Genomic DNA, 20,484 nt, shown 5'->3' on the forward strand with positions numbered 1-20,484 from the left:
CGGTGGTCCCGGGCCCGGCGGCGGCCGGCGGGAGCGGGATCAAGGACGTCTGGATCATTCGGCCGACGGGTGATCCATCATCTGAGTGAGAACGGCTCGTACATCGGCGAGCCTCCCTGTGACGGCCGGGCCCGCTGGGCCCGGCCGTCATCATGTCGTACCAGCCCCCTCTGACCTGCTCCTTCGCCGGAAATTCGGCTGTCCGACCGCTTGAATTCCGAGCGGAACCCCTTGTTCCAAAGGTCAATACGGCGCCTCAAACGCCAAACGATGTGCAGCGGACCTTGCTGAATGGGTGGCCAGGAAGGCCGGGAGGGGTGATCATGAGAGTCCAGAGCGCACTTCCCACGAGGAGGCACGGGTGGCCGAGACTCTGAAGAAGGGCAGCCGGGTGACCGGCGCCGCGCGCGAGAAGCTCGCGGCAGACCTGAAGAAGAAGTACGACTCCGGAGCGAGCATCCGGGCGCTGGCCGAAGAGACCGGCCGCTCCTACGGGTTCGTGCACCGGATGCTCAGCGAATCCGGTGTGACCCTGCGTGGTCGTGGCGGAGCCACCAGGGGCAAGAAGGCCGCCTCGGCCTGACCGAGGCGGTCACTCCGGGAGCCACGGTGCCACCCGGTCGGTCGAGCAGGCGACCGGGTGGTTACTGTTCAGTCACTTAGGCACGCAAGTGCGGTCGGCTGACTCGGAGGCGCCCCATGACTCTGCTCGACAAGGACGGTGTGCGGCTCACCGTGGACGACATGATCGCCACGGTGACCCTCGCCGGACCGGCCAAGCGCAACGCACAGTCGCCCGCCATGTGGCGGGCGCTGGCCGAGGCCGGATCACTGCTGCCGGGCACCGTCCGGATCGTGGTGCTGCGCGGTGAGGGCAAGTCCTTCTCCGCCGGACTGGACCGGCAGGCGTTCACGCCCGAAGGCTTCGACGGCGAGCCGTCGTTCCTGGACTTGGCGCGCGGTACGGACAGCGAACTGGACGCCACGATCGCCGAGTACCAGGAAGCGTTCACCTGGTGGCGGCGTACCGACCTGGTGTCGATAGCCGCTGTCCAGGGCCACGCGATCGGTGCGGGCTTCCAGCTCGCGCTCGCCTGCGACCTGCGGGTGTGCGCGGACGACGCGCAGTTCGCGATGCGCGAGACCAGCCTGGGGCTGGTGCCGGACCTGACCGGCACCCACCCCCTGGTCTCGCTCGTCGGCTACGCCCGCGCGCTGGAGATCTGCGCCACGGGCCGCTACGTGCATGCCGACGAGGCCGAGCGCATCGGCCTGGCCAACCTCGTCGTGCCCGGCGCCGACCTGGAGGGCGCCGTCGCGGATCTGGCGGCGGCCCTCGTCGCCGCGCCCCGGGACGCCGTCATCGAGACCAAGGCCCTGCTGGCGGGCGCCGTTTCCCGTACGTATGAGGAGCAGCGCGCCGCCGAACGGGCCGCGCAGGCACGCCGGCTGCGGGACCTGGCGGGCCTGGGCGAGTAACCGCGTTAACCCCGTACAGCGACGCTCAGGAGGCGGCGGGCGGTTCGAGGGCGGCGACGAGCACCGCGACGGTGGGCCGCTCCCCGCCCGCCGCCGTACCGACCGCGCCGCGCACCGCCCGCGCCACGTCCAGCGCCCGCCGGTCCGCCGCGACGGCCAGCTGGACCAGTACATGCCCGTCCTCGTGCCGCACCGGCCGGGACAGCGCGCCCAGCGCCGGTACGAGCCGGACGACGCCCGGCACGCGTAGCACGGCCGTCTCCAAGGGATCGGCGCTCTCGGCCGTGGCTCCGGCCTGGCCCGGTGCCGTACGGGCGGACTCCGGCCCGCCGCCCCCGCCGGCCGCGCCGTCCCCGCCTTCATCCTCATCGAGAAGATCGGTGGCCCGCAGGTCGACGGCCGACACCTCCAGCCCCAGCCGCTCGGCGCAGCACGTCAGCAGCGCCTCCCGCAGCAGGCCGGCGGAGGCCGGGACCGGGCGGCCCGCCGTGGCCGCGAAGTCCGCCTCGATCCGCAGCGGTCCCGGCGGCAGTGCGCTCGGCGGCGCCGGAACCGGCGAATCCGGCGCGGCGTCGGGCTCCGCCAAGGACAGCCGTACCGTACCGACGCGGAGTCCGGGCAGCGCGTCACCGGCCTCCCGCAGCACACCGGCGGCGGGCCGCTCGGCGATCCACGCGCCGTCCGCCGGACCGCCGAGCGGCAGCAGCCGCCCCAGCCCGACCTGCTGCCGTACCGCCGTCACCAACTGGTCACCGGCCACCGGCCGTCACCTCTTTCCCGAACCGTGCCTCCACCTTGCCGCACACCGGCCGGTGCGGCAGGACCGCGTACGCGAATGGCCGCATCCGTTGCACCCGCCTGCCGCATCCCCGGAGCAGCCGCGGGGAAACGGACTTACTGTAAGAAACGGAGCGGCTCAGAGCTCCGCCCCTCCGGAAAGGGACGATCGGCGATGACCGAGAGCGCACAAGGTAACCGGCCCGAGCCGCGGACCGGAGACTCGCAGGGCAAGACGCTGGGAGCCAAGCGGGGCGGCGGTGACCCCGCGACCCGCGGGCGCACCACCATCGCGGACGGCGTCGTGGAGAAGATCGCCGGAATGGCCGCCCGGGACGTGGTGGGCGTACACGCCATGGGCAGCGGCTTCGCCCGCACCCTCGGCGCGGTGCGCGACCGGGTGCCAGGCGGCAGCAAGTCGGTGACCCGCGGCGTCAAGGCCGAGGTCGGCGAGGTGCAGACCGCGCTCGACCTGGAGATCGTCGTCGAGTACGGCGTCTCCATCGCGGACCTCGCCAGGGCCGTACGGGAGAACGTCATCTCCGCCGTCGAGCGGATGACGGGCCTGGAGGTCGTCGAGGTCAACATCGCGGTGAGCGATGTGAAACTGCCCGACGACGAGGAGGACGAGGGCGACGAGGAGCCGCGGCTCCAGTAAGCGGGGCTGTTTTCAGACAGGTGCGCCGGGGCTTCGCTCCGCAGGGCCCGGCCGGGGTGGTAGCGAAGGGAAGCGCGTAGATGAGCATGGCCGTGGCCGGTCTGTTGGCCGGAATGGCGCTGGGCTTCGCCGGATACTTCGGCGGCTTCGGGGCCTTCGTCCTGGTGGCGGCGCTGGGCGCCATCGGGTTCATCGTCGGGAGGTTCGTGGACGGCGATCTGGAACCGGGAGAGTTCTTCCGTACGCGTACGGGCGACCGCGACGACCGGCGGAGGTGACGCCCGGTGGCGACCGTGTCCCCCACGGCCGCGGCACCCGGCGCCGCCCACCCGGTCGACGTACCGGCCGGTGAACGGGGCGCCACGCGGGTCGCGGACCGGGTCGTGGCCAAGATCGCCGCGCAGGCCGCGCGCGAGGCCCTGCGCGACGCCTCCACCGTCCGCAGCGACGCGCACGCCTCGGTGTCGGTACGCCGCCGCGAAGGGCGCCGGGACTTCGGCGAGGCGCGGGTGCGGGTGGCCGTGGAACTGGGCTATCCGTCCGACATCGGCGCCCAGTGCGGCGCGGTGCGCCGTCAGGTGACGCAGCGGGTGCGCGAGCTGGCCGGGATGTCGGTGCCCGAGGTCGCGGTGCAGGTCGAGCGGCTGCACGCGCCCCAGCTGGAGCGCAGCGGCCGGGGGAGGGTGCGATGAACGACGACGATCCCGACCTGCGGCAGACCCGACGGCTGCCCACCCTCGACAAGTCGGCGGGCGCCACGGCCGGGCCGTCCGATGCCGAACGCCCCCCGCGCGAGGAGCGCGAGGAAACCGACGGCGGAGGCCGGGCCCGGCGCTTCTGGGCGGCCCGCCGGGTGCCGGCCGCGCTGGTCGCGCTCGTGGTGCTGGGCGCCGCGGGCCTGCTGCTGTACGACGTGGCCGCGGTACGCGCCGACCGGCCCGCGATGGCCTGGCGCAAGCGCCTCGCCGAGGAGCTGGCGACGCGTCACCTGGACGATGTGTGGGTTCTCGCGGGCGCCGCCGTGGCCGTGGCCCTCGGCCTGTGGCTGCTGCTGCTCGCGCTGACGCCCGGCCTGCGCGCCGTGCTGCCGATGCGGCGGTCCGCACCGGACGTACGCAGCGGCCTGGACCGCGCGGCGGCGGCGCTGGTCCTGCGCGACCGGGCCATGGAAGTGCCGGGCGTGCAGTCCGTACGGGTCGCCGTCGGCCGCCGCAAGGCCAAGGCGCGCGCGGTATCGCACTTCCGCGAACTGGACGAGGTACGGGGCGACCTGGACACGGCCCTCGGCGACGGACTGCGGCAGCTGGGGCTCGCCCGGCGGCTCGCACTGTCCGTACGGGTGCGCCGGTCCGCTAAGAGGTGAATACGGCGATGCGCAAGGTCTCACGCACGGTCAACCGGGTGCTGCTGGGCCTGACCGGCCTGATCCTGATCGGCGTCGGCGGCACGGTGCTGCTCGGCGGCCTCGACCTGCCGCGCAAGTGGGGCTTCGGCATGCCCTCCGGCTGGCGCTGGACCCGGCCCGACGACGTGCTGCTGCGCGACGACGACCGCACGCGCTGGGCGGACAGCGGCTGGTGGTGGCCGGTGGTCATCGCGGTACTGGCAGTGCTGGTCCTGCTGGCGCTGTGGTGGCTGCTGTCCCAGTTCCGGCGCCACCGCCTGAGCGAGGTCCTCGTGGACAGCGGCGACGGCGAAGGCGCCCAACTACGCGGCCGCGCAATGGAAAACGTCCTGACCGCCGAGACCGAGACGCTGGACGGGGTGGACCGGGCCCGGGTGAGGCTGACCGGACGGCGTACGGAGCCACGGCTGCGGGCGGGCCTGGCCCTCGCTCCGCACGCGAACCCCTGCGCGGTGGTCGCCCGTCTCTCGTCGGAGACGATCGCCCATGCGCGTACCTCGGCCGGTCTGGAGAAGCTGCCCGCCGAGGTACGGCTGCGGGCGGTGAAGCATCGGGCGGAGCGGGTGAGTTGAGGGCGGCGTGCGGGAGGCGTCAGGGGCTTTCGTACGTCCGGCCCTGTCCGTATGCCAGGCCCCGCCCGTACGCCGGGACCGAGCGCCAGGCCCCGCCCGTACGCCCGGCTCCCCGTACGCCAGGATCAGAACCCCCGCCGAGCCCCACCATCCACCGGCACCATCACCCCGGTGACATAAGACGCCGCCGGCGACAGCAGAAACGCGGCGGTGCGGCCGAATTCCTCCGGTTCGCCGTAGCGGCGCAGGGGGATGGTGGCGCTGTTGCGGGTGCGGGACTCCTCGGGGTTTCCGGAGAGGGCGTCGAGTTGGGTCATCCGGTCCGTGGCGATGCGGCCGGGCAGGACGCCGAAGACCCGGATGCCGCGTGGGCCCAGTTCGTCGGCGAGTGCCTTGGCGTAGCCCGCGAGGCCGGGGCGCAGGCCGTTGGAGATGGCCAGTCCGTCGATCGGCTGGTGGACGGAACCGGACAGGACGAAGCCGATCGCGCCGCCGTCGCCGAGCGCGGCGGATGCCGTGCGGGCGAGCCGGACCGCGCCGAGGAAGACCGACTCGAACGCGGCCTGCCACTGCTCGTCGGTGTTGTCGGTGGGGCGGCCGGGCGGCGGGCCGCCGACGCTCACGAGAATGCCGTCGAGGCGGCCGAAGAGTTCACGGGCCGTGTCGACCAGGCGCGCGGCGGCGTCCGGGTCGGCGTTGTCGGCGGCGACGCCGTGTGCCCGCTCGCCGAGGGAGGCCGCTGCGGCCCGCGCGCTGTCCGCGTCGCGTCCGCTGATCACGACGTTCGCCCCGTCGGCGACCAGTTCCCGCGCGGTGGCGAAGCCCAGGCCGCGGGTGGCGCCGGTGACGATGTAGGTCCGGTCGGTGAGTCCTAGATCCATGGGGGTCAGTCTGCCCCGTCGCACCCGAACATGGTGAAGGCGGTACCGATGAGGCCGACGTGGCTGAACGCCTGGGGGAAGTTGCCCAGCTGGCGGCCGCTGTCCGGGTCGTACTCCTCGGCCAGCAGCCCCAGGTCGTTGGGCAGCCGCAGCAGCCGGTCGAACAGCTTCCGCGCTTCCTCCCGCCGCCCGGTCAGATGCAGCGCCTCGGCGAGCCAGAACGAGCAGACCAGGAAGGTGCCCTCGCTGCCGGGCAGCCCGTCCACGGCGCGGCCGTCGGTGCTGTAGCGCCGTATCAGGCCCTCGTGCGTCAGTTCTTTGCGGACCGCGTCGACCGTGCCGATGACCCGCGGGTCGTCGGCGGGCAGGAAGCCGAGGCGGGGGATCAGCAGTGTCGCGGCGTCCAGCTGGTCGGAGCCGTAGGACTGGGTGAAGGTGTTGCGTCCGGGGTCGAAACCCTTCTCGCACACCTCGCGGTGCACCGCGTCGCGCATGGCGCGCCAGCGCTCCACGTCCCCCTCCAGGTCCGGGTGGATCTCCACCGCCTTGAGGGCGCGGTCCGCGGCGACCCACGCCATGATCTTGGAGTGCACGAAGTGCCGGCGCGGCCCGCGCACCTCCCACAGCCCCTCGTCCGGCTCGCGCCAGTGGGACTCCAGGAAGTCCAGCAGCGAGCGCTGGATGTTCCAGGCGTGCGGCTTGGACGGCAGGCCCGCGACGCGCGCGATGTGGAAGGAGTCCAGCACCCCGCCGTAGACGTCGAGCTGCCGCTGTTCGACGGCCGCGTTCCCGATGCGTACGGGGTTGGAGCCGGCGTAGCCGCCGAGCCAGGGCAGCTCCGTCTCCGGCAGCCGCCGCTCGCCGCCCAGGCCGTACATGATCTGGAGGTCGGCCGGGTTGCCCGCCACAGCGCGCAGCAGCCAGTCCCGCCAGGCCGCCGCCTCTTCGGTGTACCCGGCGGTGATCAGCGAGTTCAGGGTGAGGGTGGAGTCGCGCAGCCAGCAGAAGCGGTAGTCCCAGTTGCGTACGCCGCCCAGCTCCTCGGGCAGCGAGGTGGTGGGCGCGGCGACGATGCCGCCGGTGGGCGCGAAGGTCAGCGCCTTGAGGGTGATCAGCGAGCGCAGCACCTCGGCGCGGTACGGCCCGTCGTAGCGGCAGTGCGCCGCCCACGCCCGCCAGTCCTCCAGGGTGTGTTCCAGCGCCTCGTACGGGTCGATCTCGGCAGGGCGCGGCTCGTGCGAGGGGTGCCAGGTCAGGACGAACGCCACCCGCTCGCCGGGCGCGACGGTGAAGTCCGAGCGGGTGCTGAACCCCTGCCCGTACGTCTCGACGTCGGGCTCGGTGCGCAGCCACGCGGAGTCGGGCCCGGCCACCGCGACCCGGCACCGGCCGACGTGCCGCACCCAGGGGACGACCAGGCCGTAATCGAAGCGCAGCCGCAGCACCCCCTGCATGGCGACCTCGCCCTCCAGGCCCTCCACGAGGCGTACGAGGTCGGGCGCGCGGTCGCGCTGCGGCATGAAGTCGGTGACCTTCACCGAGCCCGTGCCGGTGTGCCAGACGGTGTCCAGGACGAGGGTGTCGCCGCGGTAGGAGCGCTCGGACCGGGCGTCGGAGTCGGCCGGGGCCAGCAGCCAGTGCCCGTTCTCCCGGTCGCCGAGCAGGGCCGCGAAGCAGGCGGCGGAGTCGAAGTGCGGCAGGCACAGCCAGTCGACCGAGCCGTCCCGGCCGATCAGGGCGGCGGTCTGCAGGTCACCGATGAGCGCGTGGTCCTCGATGGGTGCGTGCACGCGGTGCCCCTTCCGTCAGCGGCTATTCGCTTCCGGCGACTGTACGGGGCAGGGGCTCGGCGGGGGCGGATTCGGCGGCGGTGGTGTCCGCCGCGGGGGCCGCGGCTCCGCTCGCGGCCTCGGCCGAGCTGTCCGCGGGGCTCGCGGCGGCGGCTGACCGGTCCCGGCGTTCCCGGCGGACCAGGATGAACCAGCCCACCGGTACCCCGGCGGCGAACAGCCACCACTGGACCGCGTAGGCCATGTGCGGGCCGATGCTGTCGTGGTCCGGCGCGGGCACCGGCTCCGGCTTGCCGCCGGGGGGCTTCGGCGCGGTCTGCTCGATGTAGCCGCCGAGGACCGGGCGGCCCAGCGCCTTGGCCTGCTGCTCGCTGTTGATCAGCATGACCTGGCGCTCGGGCAGGCCCGGCTTGTCCTTGATGCCGCTGTTCTCGGTGGTCTCGTCCGCCATCATCCGCCCGGTGACGGTGACCTTGCCCTTCGGCGCGGCGGGCACGTCGGGGAAGCGGGTGAGGTCGTTGCCGGAGGCGATCCAGCCGCGGTTGACCAGGACGGTGGTGCCCTTGCGCGGCCCCTGGTCCAGGACCAGCGGGGTCAGCACGTAGTAGCCGATGGTCTGCTCGTCGGCGGCGGTGCGCTGGCGGACCACGACCTCGTGCCCGGTGTCGTACGTGCCGGTGGCGGTCACCCGGCGCCACATGTCGTCGCGGGGCAGCGTCCGGCCGGGGGCGGTCAGGTCGGTGACCGGTACCGGGTCGGCGTCGAGGTTGTCCGAGATGAGCTGGTTCTGCGCCACCCGGTGTTCATGGCGGTGGAGCTGCCAGAAACCCAGCTTGATCATCACTGGGATCAGGACGAGACCCACGAGGGTGAGGATCACCCACTGCCGGGACAACAGGAAGCGGTACACCCCACGAAGGTACAACCAGGGCATCCGGCGCCCCGGCGGCGGGGTCGGCGTCAGACCCGGTCGACGATGCCCACCTGGCCCTCCGCGCGGGCGCAGTGGGCGCCGCAGAACCACCGGCCGCCGGCCTCCACGCCCTGGCCGATGATCTGGCACCGGCAGTGCTCGCAGATCGGCGCCATGCGGTGGATGGCGCAGGAGAAGCAGTCGAAGACATGCACCGCGCCTTGCGCGTGCACTTCGAACGTCATGCCGTATTCGTTTCCGCAGACCTCACAACGTGCCATGCGCCACAGGGTGCGGGTGGGGCGGGCGGTGGGGCGAGCCTGCCCCAGGCGTGTTGTGGGGCTTCACCCGGACGCAGTCGCCGGGGCCACGTCCTGGAGGAGCTGCATGAAGGCGGCCTCGTCGATGACCGGGGTGCCGTACGCGGTGGCCTTGGCGGTCTTGGACGTACGCGAGTCGGGATCGTTGGTGACCAGCAGGCTCGTCAGCCGGGAGACGCTGGAGGCGACGTGCAGCCCGGCCTCGGTCGCGCGGTCCTCCAGCAGCTCGCGGTCGACGGAGGTGTCACCGGAGAACGCCACCCGCATGCCCTGCACCAGGCGGCCGCCCGGCTCGTACCGGCCGGGGTTCGGATACGGGCAGGCGGGCCGCTTGCGCGACGGGCGCCAGCTGGTGGGGCGGTACGCGGACGAGGACTGGCGCTGCCGGGGCGCCGCCGGGCCGTCCGCCCACTCCGTCAGCGGCTGGCAGGCCAGCAGTGGCAGGCGCAGATTGGCCTGCGCGGCCAGCCGCAGGCTGGGGCGGAACGCCTCCGCGAGCACCCGGGCGTCGTCGAGGGCGTGGTGGGCGTGCTCCTGCTTGACGCCGTAGTGCGCGGCGAGGGACTCCAGCTTGTGGTTGGGCAGCGGCAGGCGCAGCTCCTTGGAGAGCGCGATCGTGCACAGCCGCTGCCGTACGGGCGCCTCGGCCTCGGCGCGGGCGTACTCCCGGGCGATCATCGACCAGTCGAACATCGCGTTGTGCGCGACCAGGACGCGCCCCTCCAGCCGCCGGGACAGCTCGGGGACGATCTCGGGGAAGAGCGGCGCGGTGGACAGCATGTCGCTCGTCAGACCGTGGATCCACACCGGGCCCGGGTCCCGCTGCGGGTTGACGAGGGTGTACCAGTGGTCCTCGACCTCGCCGTGGGTGTCCAGGCGGTAGACGGCCGCGGACACTATGCGGTCGTCGCGGGCCAGGCCGGTGGTCTCCACGTCGACGACCGCGTACCCCTTCGGATACGCGGCCGGCCAGGGGGCTGCCGCCTCCGGAGGGGACGGCTGCCGCCCGATCGCCGGGGTGATCGGGTGGGCTGCTGCCATGCGGTCTTCGAGCATGGTCACTGAGGATACGGGCCGCCACTGACAGCGCCACCGCCCTCCCCGTACCCGCCGGCGGCCCGGCCCGGCCCGCGGGCGCACCGCCCGGCGCGGACGTGCGCGAACGGAGCGCGGCCGGCCGTCCGTTGGGCCACGATCGGGGGACGGGGTCACGCGGCGGTGTCCGGCCCCCTCCCGTGTCGGGTGCGCGCCCCGGACCCGGCCGCGGCGTTACGTAACGAACGTCCGAATAGTGACCGATGGGGACGCGCCGTATCCCGCACACCGCTGACACCCCGTCTTACATACTTCTCGGTAACAACCCCTAGCGGGGCGCCCATCGGCGCCTTTATGGTGCCGACATGCCGCACCTGCCCGATGTCGTGCTGTGGTCCGTGCCCGCTTTCGTCGTGCTCACCGTCGTGGAGATGGTGAGCTACCGCCTCCATCCCGACGAGGACGCCGCCGGGTACGAGGCCAAGGACGCGGCGACGAGCGTGGGGATGGGGCTGGGCAGCCTGGTCTTCGACGCGCTGTGGAAGATCCCGATCGTGGCGATCTACTCGGCGGTCTACACGCTCACGCCCCTGCGGGTGCCCGTCCTGTGGTGGACGCTGCCGCTGATGCTGCTCGCGCAGGACTTCTTCTACTACTGGTCCCACCGCGGCCACCACGTCATCCGCATCTTGTGGGCGTGCCACGTGGTGCACCACTCCAGCCAGAAGTTCAACTTCACCACCGCGCTGCGCCAGCCGTGGACCACCTGGACCGTCTGGCCGTTCTATGTGCCGATGATCGCCCTCGGCGTGCACCCGGCCGCGGTCGCGTTCTGCTCGTCGGCCAACCTCGTGTACCAGTTCTGGGTGCACACCGAGCGGGTCGGCAAGCTCCCCAGGCCCTTCGAGTTCGTACTGAACACGCCCTCGCACCACCGGGTGCACCACGCCTCGCAGGGCGGCTACCTGGACCGCAACTTCGGCGGCATCCTCATCATTTGGGACCGGATGTTCGGCTCGTTCGTCCCGGAGACGGCGCGGCCGGTCTACGGGCTCACCAAGAACATCAACACCTTCAACCCGCTGCGCGTCGCCACCCACGAGTACGCGGCCATCGCCCGCGACGTACGGGCGGCGCAGAGCTGGAGCGAGCGGGCGGGGCGGGTGTTCCGGGGGCCGGGGTGGCAGCCGGCGCGGTCGGCCGGGCAGAAGGCGGTGGGGAAGCCCGCGGCCTCCGAGCGGCCCAAGACCCCCGACCCCGCCAAGGAGCGCGTCGCGTGACGACCGCCGCGCGCACGGTGCGGGTCCTGCTCGGTGCCTTCGCCGTACTGACGCTCGTCCACCTCGCCGCCCTGCTCACCGGTACGACCACCGTCGCGCACCTGACCAAGCCCGCGCTGATGCCGGTGCTGGCCGCGTACGTGCTGGCCGCCGGCGCGCCCCGGCTGCTCGCCGTCGCGCTGCTCTTCGGCTGCGGCGGCGACACCCTCCTCCAGACCGGCGACGACGCGCTGTTCCTGGTCGGCATGGGCTCCTTCGCCGCCGGACACGCCTGCTACCTGGTCCTCTTCGCCCGGCGCGGCGCCTTCCCGGGAGGGCTGCGGCGCTCCGGTCCGCTCGCGGCGGTGTACGCGGCCGCCTGGCTCGGCTTCGTCGCGCTGCTGTGGCCGGATCTGGACGCAGACCTGCGGCTGCCGGTCGCCGCGTACAGCCTGCTGCTCACCGCGACGGCGTTCGCCGCTCTGCGGCCCGGCCCGTGGGCGGCGCTCGGCGGCCTGCTCTTCCTGCTGTCCGACTCGCTGCTCGCCACTGGTCTCGCCCACTGGCAGCAGCCGCCCGCCGCCCAGTTCTGGGTGATGCTGACGTATACGGCGGCCCAGTTCGCGCTGGCCGACGGCGTACGGAGGGCGTACGCGGGGCGCGAACGGACCCGGGGCGCCGGGACCACCCGGGCGTACGGTGAGGTGCGTAGTACAACTGTCTGACCGCAAGGAACGTACGTCATGCGCGCCACCACCCTCCACGCACCCCGCGACATCCGCGTCGAAGAGGTCCCGGACGCCGCCGTCCGGGAACCGGGGGACGCGGTGGTGCGGGTGCTGCGGGCCTGTATATGCGGCAGCGACCTGTGGGCCTACCGGGGCGAGATCCCGCGCGAGCGCGGGCAGCGGATCGGCCACGAGTTCCTCGGCGTGGTCGAGGAGACCGGCTCCGAGGTGTCCGGCGTCCGGCCCGGCGACCTCGTCGTCGCGCCCTTCACCTGGTCCGACGGCGTGTGCGAGTTCTGCGCCGAGGGCCTGACGACCTCCTGCGCGCACGGCGGGTTCTGGGGCGGTACGCCCGGCTCGGACGGCGGCCAGGCCGAGGCCGTCCGCGTCCCGTACGCCGACGGCACCCTGGTCACGCTGCCCGCCGACGCGGCCGGCGACGACCGGCTGCTGACCGCGCTGCTTACCCTCTCCGACGTGCTCGGCACCGGCCACCACGCGGCGGTCGGCGCGGGCGTGCGGCCCGGCGCGACGGTCGCGGTCGTCGGTGACGGCGCGGTCGGGCTGTGCGGGGTGCTCGCCGCCCGGCGGCTGGGCGCCGAGCGGATCATCGCGCTCGGCCGGCACACCGCCCGTACGGACCTCGCCCGCACCTTCGGCGCCACGGACGTGGTCGCCGAGCGCGGCGAAGCGGCCGTGACGGCGGTACGCGAGCTGACCGGCGGCCAGGGCGCGCACGCCGTCATCGAGGCCGTCGGCACCCAGCAGTCCATGGCCACCGCCGTCGGCATCGCCCGCCCCGGCGGCGCCGTCGGCTGGGTCGGCGTCCCGCACGGCAGCGGCAACGGCCTGCACATGGAGACGCTGTTCCAGAACAACATCGCGGTACGCGGCGGCGTCGCCCCCGTCCGTACGTACATCCCCGAACTGCTGCCCGACGTCCTGGACGGCACTCTCGACCCGTCGCCGGTCTTCGACCTGACCGTGGACCTCGACGGCGTCCCGGACGGCTACCGCGCCATGGACGCGCGCACCGCGCTGAAGGTGCTGGTCAAGCCCTGACCGGCGAACACGGCCGCGGGCTTGAGTCTCCCGCCGGGGGAGACCCGACAGTGGACGGCATGAACGAGGACGGCGGCGGCCTGCTGACGATCGGCGCGCTGGCCCGGCGCACCGGAGTGCCGGTGAAGACGGTACGGCGCTGGTCGGACGAGGGCCTGCTGCCGCCCGCCGCCCGCACCCCCGCGGGCTACCGCCTGTACGGCCCGGAAGCGCCCGCCCGCCTGGAGATCGTGCGCTCGCTGCGCGACCTCGGCATCGGCGTCGCGGACATCCGGGCCGTACTGCGCAGCGAGCGCACCGTCGCCGACACGGCCGGGTGCTGGGCGGACGCCCTGGACGCGCAGATCCGCACGCTGCGGCTGCGGCGCGCCGTGCTGCGGGCGGTGGCCGCGCGGGGCACCGCAGCCGAGGAGCTACCGGACGTGCACCGACTCGCCCGCCTGACCGCCGCCGAACGACGCCGCATCATCGAGGAGTTCATCGCGGACGCCCTGGACGGCGTGGCCGCCCCCGCCTACCGCGCCGGACTGCTGGCCGCCGCCCCGGACCTGCCCGAGGACCCCGCGCCCGACCAGCTCGCCGCCTGGCTCGACCTGGCCGACCACGTACAGCGCCCCGAAGTACGGGCCGCACTGCGCCGCCTGGCCGAGTACAGCGCCCGCACCACCCCCGCCGAACCGTCCGCGACGGCCGCCGAGGACGCGGCGCGGGTCGCCGGCCTGATGCGTGAGCGCGCGGAGACGGCCCTCGCGGCCGGTGTCGCCGCCGACTCCCCGGCGGCGGAGCCCGTCGTGGCGGAACTGGTCGCCGCCTGGCTGCCCACTCAGGTGGGTACGGCCGACCCGCCCCAGCGGGACGACGCCCACGCGCGCGCCAGGCTGCTGGAACAGCTGGAGGCCGCCGCCGAACCGCACATCGAGCGCTACTGGCAGCTGATGTGTACCGCCACCGGCCGCCCGCAGCCGCCCAGTTGGAGCGTGGCGGGCACCTGGACCGCCAGCGCGCTGCGCGCTCACCCGGAGCCCGGCCCCGGTCTCGTCCTGCCGCCCGCGCCGGACGCGCAGCGCGCGCTGTACGTGTATGAGCGGGTGGCCGCGCATGTCGCCGCGCTGGTCGATGCCGTACCGGGGGAAGCCCTGGAGCGGCCCACGCCGTGCGACGACTGGACCGTACGGCAGCTCATCGACCACATGACGTGGGAAAACCTCATGATCACCTCGATCGCCCGGGACGCGCCGCGCACCGACCCGGACGCCGACCACCTGGGCGACGACCACGCGGCCGCCTTCCGGGCATCGGTGGACGGCCTGCTCGCGGCGTTCACCGGCACCGGGCTGCTGGAGCGCACGTACGGCCCGTACGGGGCCCCTGGTGCCCTGTTCGCGCAGCAGGCCGCCGTCGAACTCCTCGCGCACGGCTGGGACCTGGCCCGCGCGCTCGGTACGAGCACGGACCTGGCGCCTGAGGTCGCCGACGAGGTACTGGAAGCGGCGCGCGGCATCTACGGGGCCGCGCCGCGCACCGAGGGCGGCTCCTTCGCGCCGGAGCGGACCGCGCCGGCGGCGGCTGGGGGAGCGGACCGGCTGGCCGCCTACCTGGGCAGGTGAACCGGCCGCCTGCTCGGGCAGGCAGGTGAAACGGCGGTGGGGCCGGGCGGCAGGCCGCCCGGCCCCTGCCTCGGAACCGTCACCGGTCCCTCGGCGGCATCAGTCCTGGACCGCGTCCAGCGCGTCCACGATGCCGTAGCCGTAGTGGCCGTTGACGTGCTGAGTACCGGTGCACGTCTTGTCGGCGGTCGGGCAGCCCGGGTTGTCCGCCTGCATCTTCAGGAGCCACTGGATCTCCTGCGGGCTGGACTTCGGGTGGGTGCTCTTCAGGAGCGCCACGACACCGGCGACGTGCGGGCTGGCCATCGAGGTGCCCTGGAGGTAGCCGTAGTCACCGCCGGGCATGGTCGACAGGATGCCGCCGTTCTTGGCGGGCAGCTCCGGGACCTGGCGGGAGTCGCCGCCCGGCGCCGCCACGTCGATCACGCCGTTGCCGTAGTTCGAGAAGTACGACTTCAGGCCCTTCACGCCCGTCGAGGCCACCGTGACGGTGCCCGGCAGCTGGGTCGGGACGTCCCAGCACTTCTTCGGGTCGATGGTGCGCGTCACCGGCGTGGAGTCGTTCGGGCTGGAGGTGTCGGTCAGCTGCGCCGCCGCCAGGTCCATGTTGGAGTTGCCGGCCGCGGCGACGTTCACCACGCCCTTGCCCTCGGCGTACTTGGCGGCCCGGCCGACGGCGTCCACGATGGCGCCCTGGTCCAGGTCGTCCTTGCAGTTGAACATCCACGGGTCGACGTAGTAGCTGTTGTTCGTGACCTTCGCGCCGTGGTCGGCGGCGAAGACGAACGCGCACACCACGCTCTCGGCGTAGAACAGGCTGGTCTTCGGCTCGCTGACCTTGATGGCGGAGAGCTTCACGCCCGGGGCCACACCGGCCACGCCGACACCGTTGCGCGCGGCGGCGATGGTGCCCGCGACGTGCGTGCCGTGGTAGTCCTCGGCCGGGTCGTACGGACGCCAGGCGCCGGGGGAGGTGTCCGCCACGCCGCCCACGCAGTTCGCCGACTGCTTCGGGGCGAAGTTGGCCTTCAGGTCCGGGTGGGTGTCGTCCACACCGGTGTCGATGACGGCGACGGTGACCTTCTTGCTGCCCTCGTCGATCTTCGCGGCCTTGTCGGCCTTGATCGCGGGGATGTCCCACTGGAGCGGCTCCAGCGGCTCCTTGTCGTCGCCCGCCGCGTTGGCCGCGCGGGCCGCCTTGGCGGCCTTGTCGGCGGTCAGCCGCTCGACCTTCTGGGGCTTGCCGACATCCGTGGTGCCGGACGCCTTCAGCGGAGCCGTACGGGTGGCGCCGGCGGACTGCACGCCGGGCGTCTTGCGTATGGTCGCGGCGAACTGGGGGTTGGCCGAGTGGACGACGATCACGCCTATCTTCTCGTGGGCGATGATCACCTTCCCGCCGGCCTCGGATATCGCCTTCGTGACGCGCTTGACCGAGGCATGGCCCGGGGTGGCGTTCACGACGTACGACAGCAGCGGGCCGTCGGTCTTGACGGCGGCCGCGGGGGCCGTGGCCTGCGGGGCGGCGGTGGCCGCGCCCGGCAGGAAGCCGAGGGATGCCGTCAGGGCCAGTCCGAGCGGTACGGCCAGCGCCCGCACCCGTCTGGATCGGGGATGCGCCATGGGTACTCCACATCATCCGTGAGACCGCCCGTACACGGGTCGCGTACGGGCAGGTGGATACCGCCGAACGGGGGAACGGCCCCCGTGCGCGGCAAGTCCCCGAGAAGTTATCCGTGTCGACCACGGAACATCAATGGATCACGGAGAAAACCTGCCACAAGCCGCGGATTGACGTGCCGTCAGGCGCCGCCACGGTCACGGAAGCGTCACGGCCGGGCCGGGACGCGGCCTCAGGGCTCCCGCCGCAGCGCCGCCAGGCTCAGCGGCGGCAGCGGGGGGCGGGGGCCGTACCAGCGCCCCGGCGCCACCCGCACGGGCCGCCGCGAGGGCGGCGCGGCCACGACCGGGGCTGCCAGCCGCACGGTCCCGTACGGACGGCGGCCCGGCCCCGCGGGCCCGGTGTGCGGTGTGGACATCACACCCGGCCCAACGAACGGGTCCCGCCGCGGTGGCGGCCGGTGTTCCCGCTTCCTGCCGAATTCAACCAACCAGCCTCTGTCGCAACGCATGCCGCACCTCTACGATGCGTGATCCGGATCACTTACGCACGCTTTATCGCCGGGTTTTGTCGTTCGCCCCTACGCACCCAGGAGGTGCCGTGAGCACCGCACCGCCGCCCACCGACCCGGGGCCGCCCCGGCCGCCGGACTTCACCGCGGTCCAGGCAGGCCCGGAATTCGGCGAACTGCGCCGCTCGTACCGCTCGTTCGCCTTTCCGCTCACCGTCGCCTTCATCCTCTGGTACCTGCTGTACGTGCTGCTCTCCAGCTATGCGGGCGGCTTCATGGGCACCAAGGTCTTCGGCAACGTCAACGTCGCCTTCGTCCTCGGTATCGCGCAGTTCGTGACCACCTTCCTCATCGCCTGGTGGTACTCCCGGCACGCCGCCGCCAAGCTCGACCCGAAGGCCGAGTCGATCAAGACCCGCCTGGAGGGTGACGCATGAGCCCGACCGAACGGATCACCGCCGGCGCGCGGCAGCTCGCCGACGGCGCCGGACAGCTCGCCGCGAGCGACGCCGGCGAGCACCGGGCCCTGATCATCACGCTGTTCGCGGTCTTCGTCGCCGCGACCCTGGGCATCACCGTCTGGGCCGGCCGGCAGACCCGGGGCGCGGAGGACTTCTACGCGGGCGGCCGCCAGTTCAGCGGCTTCCAGAACGGCCTGGCGATCTCCGGCGACTACATGTCCGCCGCGTCCTTCCTGGGCATCGCCGGCGCCATCGCCCTCTTCGGGTACGACGGCTTCCTGTACTCCATCGGCTTCCTCGTCGCCTGGCTCGTGGCCCTCCTGCTGGTGGCCGAACCGCTGCGCAACTCCGGGCGGTTCACCATGGGCGACGTGCTCGCGTACCGGATGCGCCAGCGCCCGGTGCGCACCGCCGCCGGCGTCTCCACGATCATCGTCTCGATCTTCTATCTGCTCGCCCAGATGGCGGGCGCGGGTGCCCTGGTCACGCTGCTGCTCGGCATCACCAGCGAGGCCGGCAAGATCCTGGTCGTCGTCCTGGTCGGCATCGTGATGATCCTCTACGTGTCCATCGGCGGCATGAAGGGCACCACCTGGGTCCAGATGGTCAAGGCCGTGCTGCTGATCGCGGGCACCCTGCTGATCACGTTCCTGGTGATGCTCAAGTTCAACTTCAACATCTCCACCCTGCTGGGCAGGGCCGCCGAACAGAGCGGCAAGGGCGCGGCCTTCCTGGAGCCCGGTCTGAAGTACGGCGTGACCGCCACCTCGAAGATCGACTTCATCTCGCTGGGCATCGCGCTGGTCCTGGGCACCGCGGGTCTGCCGCACATCCTCATCCGCTTCTACACCGTGCCCACGGCCAAGGCCGCCCGGAAGTCCGTGAACTGGGCGATCGGCATCATCGGCGTCTTCTACCTGATGACCATCGCGCTCGGCTTCGGCGCCGCCGCCCTGATAAAGCCCGCCACGATCATCGCGTCCAACAAGGCGGGCAACACCGCGGCACCGCTGCTCGCCCAGGAGATCGGCGGCGGCGCCGATTCCGCCGGCGGCGCGATCCTGCTCGCGGTGATCTCCGCGGTGGCCTTCGCGACCATCCTCGCGGTCGTCGCCGGGCTCACCCTCGCCTCGTCCTCGTCCTTCGCGCACGACCTGTACGTGAACGTCTTCCGCAAGGGCAGGGCCACCGAGAAGGAGGAGGTGGCCGCGGCCCGCTGGGCGACCGTGGGCATCGGCGCCGTCGCCATCGTCCTCGGCGTCTTCGCCCGCGGCCTGAACGTCGCGGGCCTGGTCGCCCTCGCCTTCGCCGTCGCCGCCTCCGCCAACCTGCCGACGATCCTCTACAGCCTGTTCTGGAAGCGGTTCACCACCCAGGGCGCGCTGTGGTCCATCTACGGCGGCCTGGCCTCCTCCGTCCTGCTCGTGCTCTTCTCACCGGTCGTCTCCGGCAAGCCGACCTCGATGTTCCCCGGCGTGGACTTCCACTTCTTCCCGCTGGAGAACCCGGGCCTGATCTCCATCCCGCTGGGCTTCCTGCTGGGCTGGCTGGGCTCGCTGCTGTCCAAGGAGGAGCCGGACGTGAAGAAGTACGCCGAACTGGAGGTCCGCTCGCTGACCGGCACCGGGGCGCACTGACCCGGAACCGCCGCAGGGCCGCACACCGGCGGGGGGGGGGGGGGCGGGGGGACCGCAGGAGCCCACCCCCCCCCCCCCCCCCCTCCCATCGCGTAGGCTCGAAGACGAACTGATCGGACTCGGGCATGGGGGCAAAAGTGCTCTCGGGCAGGGGGCAGCAGTGCTCATCGACACATACGGTCGCGTGGCCACCGACCTGCGCGTCTCGCTGACCGACCGGTGCAACCTGCGCTGCACCTACTGCATGCCCGAGGAGGGCCTGCAGTGGCTCGCCAAACCGGACCTGCTCACCGACGACGAGATCGTCCGCCTGATCCGCATCGCGGTCACCGGCCTCGGCATCGAGGAGGTCCGCTTCACCGGCGGGGAGCCCCTGCTGCGGCCCGGCCTGGTCGGCATCGTCGAGCGCGTCGCCGCCCTGGAGCCCCGCCCGCAGATGTCCCTGACCACCAACGGCATCGGCCTGGAGCGCACCGCCACCGCCCTGCGCGCCGCCGGCCTGGACCGCGTCAACGTCTCCCTCGACACGCTGCGCCCGGACGTCTTCCGCGCCCTGACCCGCCGCAAGCGCCACGAGGACGTGCTGCGCGGCCTGGAGGCGGCCCGCGCCGCCGGCCTCACCCCGGTCAAGGTCAACAGCGTCCTGATGCCGGGGCTCAACGACGACGAGGCCCCCGACCTGCTGGCCTGGGCCATGGCCCACGACTACGAGCTGCGGTTCATCGAGCAGATGCCGCTCGACGCCCAGCACGGCTGGAAGCGCGAGGGCATGATCACCGCCGGTGACATCCTGGCTTCGCTGCGCACCCGCTTCACCCTCACCCCCGAGGGCCGGGAGGAGCGCGGCTCCGCGCCGGCCGAGCGCTGGCTCGTCGACGGCGGCCCGCACCGCGTCGGCGTCATCGCCTCGGTCACCCGCCCCTTCTGCCGCGCCTGCGACCGTACGCGTCTGACCGCCGACGGCCAGGTCCGTACGTGCCTGTTCGCCACCGAGGAAACGGACTTGCGCGCCGCGCTGCGCTCCACCGCGCCGGACGCGGAGATAGCCCGCATCTGGAAGCAGGCGATGTGGGGCAAGAAGGCCGGGTCGGGTCTGGACGACCCGTCGTTCCTCCAGCCGGAGCGGCCGATGTCGGCGATCGGCGGCTAGGGCGGGGCCGCGACCGACCGGTCGTCCCGCCTTCAGTGGCCGGACCAATGGCGGCGGGCGGCCGATGGCGGGCCGGGCGCTGGTGAGGCCGGTGTGCGGCGATCCCCGGTGAGGTCAGCCGCTTGCCGGGCGGTCGTCGGCCGGGCGGTCGGCCGCGCCCTTCTCCCACTCCGCCAGCGTCACGACGTCCTTCAAGAACCCGCGCAAGTTAAGGAAGTTGGACAGGTGTTCGCGGTGCTCGTCGCACGCGAGCCAGGTCTTGCGGCGCTCCGGCGTATGCAGCTTCGGGTTGTTCCAGGCGAGGACCCACACGGCGTCGGCGCGGCAGCCCTTGGCCGAGCAGACGGGCGTCTCCGCGGCCGGCCGTGGAGCCGGGCCGGGCAGGCCCGGCAGCCCTGGCAGGCCCGGGACCTGCGGCGATGCGGGATTTCCGGCGGAGCCGGAGGGGTCGGGGAGCGGGGCGTCAGGGGAGTTCACGGCCTCAACCCTACGTCGCCCAGGAGGCGGACATGGCGACGCCGGGCAGCCACGGGGGGAGCCGCCCGGCGTCGGTCCGTCGCTCCGACGGGGGATGCGGAGCGCGTACGCAGTATGTCACGCGAGAGTGGGCCCGGTGCA

Annotated in this window: 23 protein-coding genes; 14 read left to right on the plus strand and 9 right to left on the minus strand. The window is 72.9% G+C overall.

What is annotated here, in order from left to right:
• Positions 1 to 361 precede the first annotated feature (361 nt).
• Positions 362 to 583, plus strand: a complete 222-nt coding sequence (locus ADK86_RS36240) for a helix-turn-helix domain-containing protein (protein ID WP_030021347.1) — start codon at positions 362 to 364, stop codon at positions 581 to 583.
• Positions 584 to 699: 116 nt separating this feature from the next.
• On the plus strand, positions 700 to 1,479 hold the full coding sequence (locus tag ADK86_RS36245) for an enoyl-CoA hydratase/isomerase family protein (protein WP_053700449.1): 780 nt from the start codon (positions 700 to 702) through the stop codon (positions 1,477 to 1,479).
• A gap of 25 nt (positions 1,480 to 1,504) precedes the next feature.
• Here ADK86_RS36245 and ADK86_RS36250 read toward each other — a convergent pair whose 3' ends face one another.
• The gene (locus ADK86_RS36250) at positions 1,505 to 2,239 is read right to left on the minus strand and encodes a hypothetical protein (protein WP_053700450.1); all 735 of its coding nucleotides are present in this window, start codon (positions 2,237 to 2,239) and stop codon (positions 1,505 to 1,507) included.
• Between the two features lie 192 nt (positions 2,240 to 2,431).
• Between ADK86_RS36250 and ADK86_RS36255 the strand changes: the two genes are divergently transcribed.
• The 5 genes from ADK86_RS36255 to amaP all read left to right on the plus strand — a co-directional run bounded on the left by ADK86_RS36255 (position 2,432) and on the right by amaP (position 4,891).
• Positions 2,432 to 2,914 carry an Asp23/Gls24 family envelope stress response protein gene (locus ADK86_RS36255; protein WP_053700451.1) on the plus strand — a complete coding sequence of 161 codons (483 nt, stop codon included), beginning with the start codon at positions 2,432 to 2,434 and terminating at the stop codon, positions 2,912 to 2,914.
• 80 nt (positions 2,915 to 2,994) lie between these two features.
• Positions 2,995 to 3,192 (plus strand): hypothetical protein, encoded by a 198-nt coding sequence (locus ADK86_RS36260; protein WP_030596717.1) that lies wholly within the window; start codon positions 2,995 to 2,997, stop codon positions 3,190 to 3,192.
• Between the two features lie 6 nt (positions 3,193 to 3,198).
• Entirely contained in the window at positions 3,199 to 3,606 is a 408-nt protein-coding gene (locus ADK86_RS36265; protein WP_030596719.1) for an Asp23/Gls24 family envelope stress response protein, read from the plus strand.
• On the plus strand, positions 3,603 to 4,277 hold the full coding sequence (locus ADK86_RS36270; RefSeq protein ID WP_053700452.1) for a DUF6286 domain-containing protein: 675 nt from the start codon (positions 3,603 to 3,605) through the stop codon (positions 4,275 to 4,277). The genes ADK86_RS36265 and ADK86_RS36270 overlap by 4 nt, the downstream gene beginning before the upstream one ends.
• A gap of 8 nt (positions 4,278 to 4,285) precedes the next feature.
• Positions 4,286 to 4,891: an alkaline shock response membrane anchor protein AmaP gene (amaP, locus tag ADK86_RS36275; RefSeq protein WP_053700453.1), complete on the plus strand. Its 606-nt coding sequence runs from the start codon at positions 4,286 to 4,288 to the stop codon at positions 4,889 to 4,891.
• Positions 4,892 to 5,016: 125 nt separating this feature from the next.
• Here amaP and ADK86_RS36280 read toward each other — a convergent pair whose 3' ends face one another.
• The 5 genes from ADK86_RS36280 to ADK86_RS36300 all read right to left on the minus strand — a co-directional run bounded on the left by ADK86_RS36280 (position 5,017) and on the right by ADK86_RS36300 (position 9,851).
• Positions 5,017 to 5,772: an SDR family oxidoreductase gene (locus ADK86_RS36280; RefSeq protein ID WP_053700454.1), complete on the minus strand. Its 756-nt coding sequence runs from the start codon at positions 5,770 to 5,772 to the stop codon at positions 5,017 to 5,019.
• Positions 5,773 to 5,777: 5 nt separating this feature from the next.
• The gene (locus ADK86_RS36285; protein WP_053700455.1) at positions 5,778 to 7,562 is read right to left on the minus strand and encodes a glycoside hydrolase family 15 protein; all 1,785 of its coding nucleotides are present in this window, start codon (positions 7,560 to 7,562) and stop codon (positions 5,778 to 5,780) included.
• 22 nt (positions 7,563 to 7,584) lie between these two features.
• Entirely contained in the window at positions 7,585 to 8,472 is an 888-nt protein-coding gene (locus tag ADK86_RS36290; protein WP_053700456.1) for an SURF1 family protein, read from the minus strand.
• 50 nt (positions 8,473 to 8,522) lie between these two features.
• Complete coding sequence (locus tag ADK86_RS36295) at positions 8,523 to 8,756, minus strand: hypothetical protein (RefSeq protein WP_003984909.1); 234 nt, start codon at positions 8,754 to 8,756, stop codon at positions 8,523 to 8,525.
• A 63-nt stretch (positions 8,757 to 8,819) separates the two neighbouring features.
• Entirely contained in the window at positions 8,820 to 9,851 is a 1,032-nt protein-coding gene (locus tag ADK86_RS36300) for a DEDDh family exonuclease (RefSeq protein ID WP_063789176.1), read from the minus strand.
• 344 nt (positions 9,852 to 10,195) lie between these two features.
• Between ADK86_RS36300 and ADK86_RS36305 the strand changes: the two genes are divergently transcribed.
• The 4 genes from ADK86_RS36305 to ADK86_RS36320 are packed head-to-tail and all read left to right on the plus strand — an operon-like array spanning position 10,196 to position 14,486.
• On the plus strand, positions 10,196 to 11,110 hold the full coding sequence (locus ADK86_RS36305) for a sterol desaturase family protein (RefSeq protein WP_053700457.1): 915 nt from the start codon (positions 10,196 to 10,198) through the stop codon (positions 11,108 to 11,110).
• Entirely contained in the window at positions 11,107 to 11,814 is a 708-nt protein-coding gene (locus ADK86_RS36310) for a lysoplasmalogenase (RefSeq protein WP_053700458.1), read from the plus strand. The genes ADK86_RS36305 and ADK86_RS36310 overlap by 4 nt, the downstream gene beginning before the upstream one ends.
• Before the next feature lie 18 nt (positions 11,815 to 11,832).
• Positions 11,833 to 12,879, plus strand: coding sequence for a zinc-dependent alcohol dehydrogenase family protein (locus tag ADK86_RS36315; RefSeq protein WP_053700459.1), 1,047 nt, complete (start codon positions 11,833 to 11,835; stop codon positions 12,877 to 12,879).
• Positions 12,880 to 12,938: 59 nt separating this feature from the next.
• Positions 12,939 to 14,486, plus strand: a complete 1,548-nt coding sequence (locus ADK86_RS36320; RefSeq protein WP_053700489.1) for a TIGR03086 family metal-binding protein — start codon at positions 12,939 to 12,941, stop codon at positions 14,484 to 14,486.
• Positions 14,487 to 14,585: 99 nt separating this feature from the next.
• Here the strand turns inward: ADK86_RS36320 and ADK86_RS36325 are convergent, their stop codons facing one another.
• Positions 14,586 to 16,109, minus strand: coding sequence for a S8 family peptidase (locus ADK86_RS36325; RefSeq protein ID WP_053700460.1), 1,524 nt, complete (start codon positions 16,107 to 16,109; stop codon positions 14,586 to 14,588).
• 230 nt (positions 16,110 to 16,339) lie between these two features.
• Positions 16,340 to 16,525 (minus strand): hypothetical protein, encoded by a 186-nt coding sequence (locus ADK86_RS36330; protein WP_053700461.1) that lies wholly within the window; start codon positions 16,523 to 16,525, stop codon positions 16,340 to 16,342.
• A 182-nt stretch (positions 16,526 to 16,707) separates the two neighbouring features.
• Here ADK86_RS36330 and ADK86_RS36335 point away from each other — a divergent pair, with 182 nt between their 5' ends.
• The 3 genes from ADK86_RS36335 (at position 16,708) to moaA (ending at position 19,866) form a co-directional block, all read left to right on the plus strand.
• Positions 16,708 to 17,055 (plus strand): DUF485 domain-containing protein, encoded by a 348-nt coding sequence (locus ADK86_RS36335; RefSeq protein ID WP_030596743.1) that lies wholly within the window; start codon positions 16,708 to 16,710, stop codon positions 17,053 to 17,055.
• Positions 17,052 to 18,716 (plus strand): cation acetate symporter, encoded by a 1,665-nt coding sequence (locus ADK86_RS36340; RefSeq protein WP_053700462.1) that lies wholly within the window; start codon positions 17,052 to 17,054, stop codon positions 18,714 to 18,716. The genes ADK86_RS36335 and ADK86_RS36340 overlap by 4 nt, the downstream gene beginning before the upstream one ends.
• Positions 18,717 to 18,876: 160 nt before the next feature.
• Positions 18,877 to 19,866, plus strand: coding sequence for a GTP 3',8-cyclase MoaA (moaA, locus tag ADK86_RS36345; protein WP_053700463.1), 990 nt, complete (start codon positions 18,877 to 18,879; stop codon positions 19,864 to 19,866).
• Between the two features lie 114 nt (positions 19,867 to 19,980).
• On the opposite strand, the gene ADK86_RS36350 is transcribed toward moaA, so the two are convergent.
• A complete protein-coding gene (locus tag ADK86_RS36350) occupies positions 19,981 to 20,250 on the minus strand; it encodes a hypothetical protein (RefSeq protein WP_053700490.1) in 270 nt (89 codons plus the stop codon).
• Between the last annotated feature and the right edge of the window lie 234 nt (positions 20,251 to 20,484).

Origin of the sequence: Streptomyces sp. NRRL F-5755 (assembly GCF_001279365.1) — a bacterium.
In the GTDB taxonomy this organism is placed as follows: domain Bacteria; phylum Actinomycetota; class Actinomycetes; order Streptomycetales; family Streptomycetaceae; genus Streptomyces; species Streptomyces rimosus.

Coding starts and splice junctions, on each gene's coding strand:
- ADK86_RS36245 (WP_053700449.1), top strand. CDS start 700: ATGACTCTGCTCGACAAGGACGGTGTGCGGCTCACCGTGGACGACATG.
- ADK86_RS36255 (WP_053700451.1), top strand. CDS start 2,432: ATGACCGAGAGCGCACAAGGTAACCGGCCCGAGCCGCGGACCGGAGAC.
- ADK86_RS36260 (WP_030596717.1), top strand. CDS start 2,995: ATGAGCATGGCCGTGGCCGGTCTGTTGGCCGGAATGGCGCTGGGCTTC.
- ADK86_RS36270 (WP_053700452.1), top strand. CDS start 3,603: ATGAACGACGACGATCCCGACCTGCGGCAGACCCGACGGCTGCCCACC.
- amaP (WP_053700453.1), top strand. CDS start 4,286: ATGCGCAAGGTCTCACGCACGGTCAACCGGGTGCTGCTGGGCCTGACC.
- ADK86_RS36280 (WP_053700454.1), bottom strand. CDS start 5,772: ATGGATCTAGGACTCACCGACCGGACCTACATCGTCACCGGCGCCACC.
- ADK86_RS36295 (WP_003984909.1), bottom strand. CDS start 8,756: ATGGCACGTTGTGAGGTCTGCGGAAACGAATACGGCATGACGTTCGAA.
- ADK86_RS36300 (WP_063789176.1), bottom strand. CDS start 9,851: ATGCTCGAAGACCGCATGGCAGCAGCCCACCCGATCACCCCGGCGATC.
- ADK86_RS36305 (WP_053700457.1), top strand. CDS start 10,196: ATGCCGCACCTGCCCGATGTCGTGCTGTGGTCCGTGCCCGCTTTCGTC.
- ADK86_RS36315 (WP_053700459.1), top strand. CDS start 11,833: ATGCGCGCCACCACCCTCCACGCACCCCGCGACATCCGCGTCGAAGAG.
- ADK86_RS36320 (WP_053700489.1), top strand. CDS start 12,939: ATGAACGAGGACGGCGGCGGCCTGCTGACGATCGGCGCGCTGGCCCGG.
- ADK86_RS36325 (WP_053700460.1), bottom strand. CDS start 16,109: ATGGCGCATCCCCGATCCAGACGGGTGCGGGCGCTGGCCGTACCGCTC.
- ADK86_RS36330 (WP_053700461.1), bottom strand. CDS start 16,525: ATGTCCACACCGCACACCGGGCCCGCGGGGCCGGGCCGCCGTCCGTAC.
- ADK86_RS36340 (WP_053700462.1), top strand. CDS start 17,052: ATGAGCCCGACCGAACGGATCACCGCCGGCGCGCGGCAGCTCGCCGAC.